General features: G+C 76.2%; 5 protein-coding genes. All 5 read right to left on the reverse strand.

The window, feature by feature from the left end:
- Positions 1-45: 45 nt before the first annotated feature.
- The 5 genes from ACWDCZ_RS38125 to ACWDCZ_RS38145 all read right to left on the reverse strand — a co-directional run bounded on the left by ACWDCZ_RS38125 (position 46) and on the right by ACWDCZ_RS38145 (position 5,857).
- The gene (locus ACWDCZ_RS38125) at positions 46-2,034 is read right to left on the reverse strand and encodes a hypothetical protein (RefSeq protein WP_449818335.1); all 1,989 of its coding nucleotides are present in this window, start codon (positions 2,032-2,034) and stop codon (positions 46-48) included.
- Positions 2,035-2,178: 144 nt separating this feature from the next.
- A complete protein-coding gene (locus ACWDCZ_RS38130) occupies positions 2,179-3,198 on the reverse strand; it encodes a TIGR03571 family LLM class oxidoreductase (protein ID WP_449818336.1) in 1,020 nt (339 codons plus the stop codon).
- Positions 3,199-3,269: 71 nt separating this feature from the next.
- On the reverse strand, positions 3,270-4,106 hold the full coding sequence (locus ACWDCZ_RS38135; protein WP_375876210.1) for an aldo/keto reductase: 837 nt from the start codon (positions 4,104-4,106) through the stop codon (positions 3,270-3,272).
- A gap of 49 nt (positions 4,107-4,155) precedes the next feature.
- Entirely contained in the window at positions 4,156-4,590 is a 435-nt protein-coding gene (locus tag ACWDCZ_RS38140) for a GlcG/HbpS family heme-binding protein (protein WP_375876209.1), read from the reverse strand.
- Between the two features lie 64 nt (positions 4,591-4,654).
- Complete coding sequence (locus ACWDCZ_RS38145; protein ID WP_049659333.1) at positions 4,655-5,857, reverse strand: MFS transporter; 1,203 nt, start codon at positions 5,855-5,857, stop codon at positions 4,655-4,657.
- Positions 5,858-6,055 lie beyond the last annotated feature (198 nt).

The raw sequence follows: 6,055 nt of genomic DNA on the forward strand, positions 1-6,055 counted from the left end.
CGGCCCGTGGGCCCGCGCCGCCGGGCAGGGGTGGCCGGCCCCCGGTCAGGGCCGGGCGGCGGCCCCGCCGAGCCCCGGGGCCGGTACGGGTGCGGCGGCGCCGACCAGGACGACGAGTTCGTGGCCGCCGGGGTTGGTCTGCAGGGGCAGGGTGCGCCAGTTGTTGGCGAGCCAGACGTTGCCGGACGGGTCGATCCGCAGGCCGGTGTTGCGCTCCAGCCCGTCGCTCGGGTAGCCGGTGTCGGGCGGGGACAGCGGCTGGCCGGTGGTGAAGCCGGGCGGGCAGGCGGCGAGGTCGACGCCGCACAGCCGGGCGACGCGGTGGCCGCCGAAGTTGGCGATCCAGACGGTGTCCTCGCCGTCGACGGCGACGCCCCAGGGCAGGAACAGGCCGCCGCCGGTGAAGGGTTCGGGGGCCGGGGCGCCGTCGGAGCGGATCAGGGTGACGGAGGCGCCCGGGCGCGGGCCCGTGTCGCCCGCGACGGCGGCGTCCGCGAGGTCCCCGGCGGTGGTGTCGCCGCAGGGCACCGGCAGGATGCCGCTGTTGGCGACCCAGGCGTTGCCCCGGCTGTCGGTGGCGATGCCGAGCGGGCGGCGCAGCCCGCCGCCGGTCACCGCCCGTTCCAGGGTGCCGTCGGGGCCCAGGACCTGCACGCTGTCGCTGCCGTTGCCGCTGACCCACAGCCGCCCCGCCGGGTCGACGGCGGCGCCGAAGGGCTTGTGCAGCGCGGGGGTGGGGACCTCCCGGGCGCGGGTGGCGTCGCCGTCAGGGACGCGGGTCACGCTGTCCGCGCCGCAGCCGGCCGCCCATACGGTGCCGGAGCGGTCGGCGGCCAGGCCCTGGGGCTGGACGATGCCGTCGGCGCGCCACCCCTCGGGCGGGGAGAGCGGGGCGCCGTCCGGGGCGAACTGCGAGAGGCTGCGCTCCAGCGGGGCCGGGTCGATCGGGCAACCATGGCCCTGGAAGCCGAAGTTGGCGACCCAGGCGGAGCCCCGGGCGTCGACGGTGACGCCGAACCCGGCGCCGTACAGGCCGCCGCCCCGGTAGGGGGCGCCGGGGGCGTCCCGGCCGTCCGGGGTGAACTTCAGGACGGTGTCGCCGCCGCAGACCGGCACGGTGGGGTCGGCGCCGTAGCGGTAGTTGTTGCTCACCCAGGCGTTGCCGTCGGCGTCGAAGGCGATGTTGCCGGGGCCGTCGAGCTCGTGGCCGTTGCCGTCGTAGCGCAGGGCCACGGTCCAGGCCTCGGGGGCGGCGGGCAGGGCGGGCCGGTAGCGGGGGGCGGTGGCGGCGAGGGCGAACAGCTCGGCGGCGTTGTGGCCCGGGTCGTGGGCGATGTCCACGGCGGCCCGCAGGGTGTCGCGGGGCCGCTCCCGGCCGGGGCGTCGGGCCAGGTCCAGCAGCCGGTCGCAGGAGTCGCCGCCGGCGCCGTCGACACAGGCGGCGAGCAGGTCGGCGAGGGTGTTGAACTCGGCCAGGGTCGAGGTGAGCGCGCCGTTGGGCGGGGCGGCGAGCGGGGCGGCGATGCCGCCGGTGCCGGTGTCGGCCAGGTTGTGGGCGACGGCGGCGGCGTTGCGCAGCCCGGGGTCGGGGCCGGCCACGCCGTCCGGGCCGGTGAAGCGGGCCAGGGCGTACGCGACGGCCACGGTGGTGCGCTCGTTGACGACGAGTTCGGGCGGCGCCCCGGCCCCGCTCAGGACGGCGGCGAGCACCGCCGGCCCGCCGGCGCCGCGCGCGCCCCCGGGCCCGGGCAGGCCGGCCAGCACGTACAGCACGGCGCGCGGGTCCTCGGGGCGGCGGTAGTCCAGGACGAAGCGCCCGTCCCGCGCGCTGCGGGTGCGGGCCAGCACCCGGGGCGCGGCGCCCGCGCCGTCCCCGGCCTGGTAGAGCGTCACCTCGGCGCCGCCCAGCGGGGTGTCGCCGCTGCGCACCACCCCGCACTGGCCGGTGGGGGCGGCGGCCGTGGCGTGGGAGGGTCCGGCGGCGAGCTGGGCCAGGAGGGCGGCGGTCAGCAGGACGCCGCGGCGTCGGCGCATGGGGGCTCCGTTTCGGCGGTAGGGGGACGAACGGCGGTTCGTCCCCCTACCTGCCACACCGGCCGGCCGCCCGGGCGCATCCGGCCGCGGGACGCGGCGGAAATTGCCCGGTACGGGCGAGCCGGCGCGGGGCCCGTCCCCGGCTCAGCCGCGCCGGCCGGCCGCCGCGGCGGAGGGGACGGCGGCGGGGGCGGCGAAGCGGGGCAGGACCTCCTCGGCGAGCTCCTGGAGCAGCTCGTCGACGGGGCGGTCGTTGGGGCGCAGGTTGAAGGAGACGTGGGCGACGCCGAGTTCGGCCATCAGCTCCAGGTGCTCGATCAGGGCGGTGCGCCCGGTGCTGAGGCCGAGCCGGATGGGGCGCGGCGCGGCGGCCGGGTCCTCGGCGAGGGTGAGGACCATCGGCGTCAGGTAGGGCTTGTCGCCGGCGAGGTCGCGCCACTGGCGCAGCCGCGTGCGCAGCGCGTCCGGGTCGCGGGGGTAGTTGAGGGAGGCGTCGGCGTGCTCGGCGATCCACTCGGGGCTCTGCTGGGCGCCGCCGGCGACGGCGATCGGGATGCCCTCGGGGTGGACGGGCCGGGGCAGGACCTCCAGCTGCTGCTCGGCGCCGAGGCCGGCGGCGGGCAGTTCCAGCGGGCCGGGGCGCCAGGCGGCGCGCAGGGTCTCGACGCCGGTGCGGAAGGCGGCGCCGCGGCCGTGGAAGTCGCGGTCGAACAGCGGGTACTCGACGGGGCGGTCGCCGCTGGCCAGGCCGAGCAGCAGGCGCCCGCCGGAGAGCACGTCGACGGTGGCGGCGGCCTTGGCGACGAGCAGCGGCTCGCGCAGCGGCAGGACGACCGCGCCGGTGGCGAGGACCGCGTCGCGGGTGAGGGCGGCGAGGTGGCCGAGGTGGGTGAAGGTCTCGAAGACGCTGCCGGCGTCGCCGAACCGGACGGGGTCGTAGAGCGGGACGTCGCGCACCCACAGGGCGGCGAAGCCGAGGCGGTCGGCGAGGGCGGCGAGACGGGCGTGCCCGGCGAGGTCGGGGACGCCGAAGGGGCGGCCGGCCGCGCGGTCGGCCCGGCCGCGGTCCTGGCCCCAGTCGTTGTCCAGGGGCAGTTCCAGGCCGATGGTCAGCCGGCCGTCGGCGGGGGCCAGTCGGGCGAGTGCGGGGTGGGACGGGGCCATGGCGGGTCCTTCACAAAAGATCCCGTCCCGGGCGGCGGTGCGACCGCCCGGGACGGGAGAGTGGGGCGGGGTCAGCTCGCGTTGAACTGGTCCGGGTGCGGGCCGGTGCGCAGGTCGCGGTCGCCGGCGGCGATCGCGGCCATGTCCTGCGCGGTCAGCTCGAAGTCGAAGACGTCGAGGTTCTGCCGGATGCGGGCCGGGGTGACCGACTTGGGGATGACGATGTTGCCGAGCTGCAGGTGCCAGCGCAGGACGACCTGGGCGGGGGACTTGCCGGTGCGGGCGGCGATCGCGGTGATCGCCGGGTCGTCCAGGACGGCGCCCTGGGCGAGCGGGCTCCAGGCCTCGGTGGCGATGCCGTGCTCGGCGTGGAAGGCGCGCAGCTCGGCCTGCTGGAGGCCGGGGTGCAGCTCGACCTGGTTGACGGCGGGCACCAGCGCGCTGGTGTCCAGCAGGCGCTGGAGGTGGGCGGGCTGGAAGTTGGACACGCCGGCGGCGCGGACGCGGCCCTCCTCGACGAGGCGCTCCAGGGCGCGCCAGGTGTCGAGGTAGAGGTCGCGGGCCGGGGTGGGCCAGTGGATGAGGTAGAGGTCGACGTGGTCCAGGCCGAGCTTGGCGAGGCTGGCGTCGAAGGCGCGCAGGGTGGCGTCGTAGCCCTGGTCGGCGTTCCACAGCTTGGTGGTGACGAACAGGTCCTCGCGGGCCACGCCGGAGGCGGCCAGGGCGCGGCCGACGCCGGTCTCGTTGCCGTAGATGGCGGCGGTGTCGATGCTGCGGTAGCCGGCCTCCAGGGCGGCGGCGACGGCGGCGGTGGTCTGGTCGTCGGGGACCTGGAAGACGCCGAAGCCGAGCTGGGGGATCTCGACGCCGTTGTTCAGCTTCACGGTGGGGACGGTGGGGGTGGTCATGCGCTGGTCTCCTTCGGAGGGTGTGGTCGGTGGGGTGGGGCGGCGGTGCTCACCGGGCGAGCTGGGCGAGCCGGTCGAGGGCGGCGGCGGCGAAGGAGTGGTCCTGCGCGGGGGCGCCGCCGCCGACGCCGAGGGCGCCGACCAGCCGGCCGTCGCGGTGGACGGGGATGCCGCCGGCGATGAACAGCAGCGGGCGGTCCAGCGCGGTGGGCAGGGTGTGGAACGGCCCGTCGGGCTTGACCAGGTCGACCAGGTCGGCGGTGGGGGCGTTCAGCTGGAGGGCGGTGTAGGCCTTGCGGGTGCTGGTCTCGCCGGAGATCAGCACGGCGCGGTCGTCGCGGCGGAAGGCGAGCAGGTGGCCGCCGGCGTCCAGGACGGTGACGCTGACCGGCACGCCCGCGGCCTCGGCGGCGCTGCGGGCCGCGTCGACCAGGAGCTCGGCGTCGGCGGTGGTCAGCGGGGCGACTGCGGTGGTGGTGCTCATGGTGGTGCTTCTCCCGGGGTGGGGTGGGTTCCGGTCGGGGCGGTGGCCGGTGGTGTGTCGATGGTCAGTGCTGCAGGGCCGCGTGGCGGGGAGCCGCGCTCGTGGTGGCGGCCTCCCGGGTGCGGTCGCGGCGCTCCAGGGCGGCGGACCAGAAGGCCAGCAGCAGGGCGGCCGCGGCGAGGACGGCGCCGACCCAGTTCGGGGCGGTGTAGCCGAGGCCGGCGCTGATCACCATGCCGCCGAGCCAGGCGGCCAGCGCGTTGCCGAGGTTGAAGGCGCCGATGTTGACGGCGGAGGCCAGGGTGGGGGCGCCGTGGGCCTGGTCCAGGACCCGCTTCTGCAGCGGGGGGACGGTGGCGAAGCCGAGGGCGCCGACCAGCAGGACGGTGACGGCGGCGGCGACCTTGTTGTGGGCGGTGAGGGTGAACAGGGCGAGCACCACGGCGAGGCCGCCGAGGGTGGTGTAGAGCATCGGCATCAGCTTGCGGTCGGCGTAGCGCCCGCCGAGCAGGTTGCCGAGGAACATGCCGACGCCGAACAGGACCAGCAGCCAGGTGACGGAGCCGTCGGCGTAGCCGGCGACGTTGGTCATCATCGGGGCGATGTAGGTGATCGCGGCGAAGACCCCGCCGAAGCCGAGCACGGTCATCGCCATGGCGAGCAGCACCTGGGGGTTGCGGAAGGCGGTCAGTTCGCGGCGCAGGTGGGCGCCCTCGGCGCGGGGCATGGCGGGCACGAGCTTGGCGATGCCGAGCAGGCCGACCACGCCGAGCGCGGCGACGCCGGCGAAGGTGGTGCGCCAGCCGACGGCCTGGCCGATGTAGGTGCCCAGCGGGACGCCGACGATGTTGGCGACGGTCAGCCCGGTGAACATGGTGGCGATGGCGCCGGCCTTCTTCTGCGGGGCGACGAGGTCGGCGGCGACGACGGAGCCGATGCCGAAGAAGGCGCCGTGGGCGAGGGAGGTCACGATGCGCCCGGCGAGCATCACGGGGAAGGACGGGGCGAACGCGGAGAGCAGGTTGCCGGCCACGAACAGGCCCATCAGCAGCATGAGCATGGTCTTGCGGCTGATCCTGGTGCCGAGGACGGTCATCAGCGGCGCGCCGATGACGACGCCGAGGGCGTAGCCGGTGACCAGCAGGCCCGCGTTGGGGATGGAGACGCCGTAGTCGCCGGCGATCTGGGGCAGGAGTCCCATGATCACGAACTCGGTGGTCCCGATCCCGAATGCGCCGATGGCCAGGGCGATGAGAGCGAGAGGCATGGGCCCGAACCCTTCTGTGATTGCTTGAGCTAGCGCCTTGCGTGCCCTAACAATAATTGCAGGCGCGCGATAAGTGCAAACGCGGATAGGTGGCACGCGCCATAGGGTCGGGGTCGGGAGACCGGAAACGCGGCCGGGCCCGGCCCGTCCGGACCGCGTGTGCGGTTCGGACGGCAAGGACTGGCCGAGCGGGTTGAC

This window comes from Kitasatospora sp. NPDC001225 (assembly GCF_053597855.1).

What these genes read in the sequence shown, in the direction of transcription:
- ACWDCZ_RS38125 (WP_449818335.1), bottom strand. Translation starts at nt 2,034, where the DNA reads ATGCGCCGACGCCGCGGCGTCCTGCTGACCGCCGCCCTCCTGGCCCAG.
- ACWDCZ_RS38130 (WP_449818336.1), bottom strand. Translation starts at nt 3,198, where the DNA reads ATGGCCCCGTCCCACCCCGCACTCGCCCGACTGGCCCCCGCCGACGGC.
- ACWDCZ_RS38135 (WP_375876210.1), bottom strand. Translation starts at nt 4,106, where the DNA reads ATGACCACCCCCACCGTCCCCACCGTGAAGCTGAACAACGGCGTCGAG.
- ACWDCZ_RS38140 (WP_375876209.1), bottom strand. Translation starts at nt 4,590, where the DNA reads ATGAGCACCACCACCGCAGTCGCCCCGCTGACCACCGCCGACGCCGAG.
- ACWDCZ_RS38145 (WP_049659333.1), bottom strand. Translation starts at nt 5,857, where the DNA reads ATGCCTCTCGCTCTCATCGCCCTGGCCATCGGCGCATTCGGGATCGGG.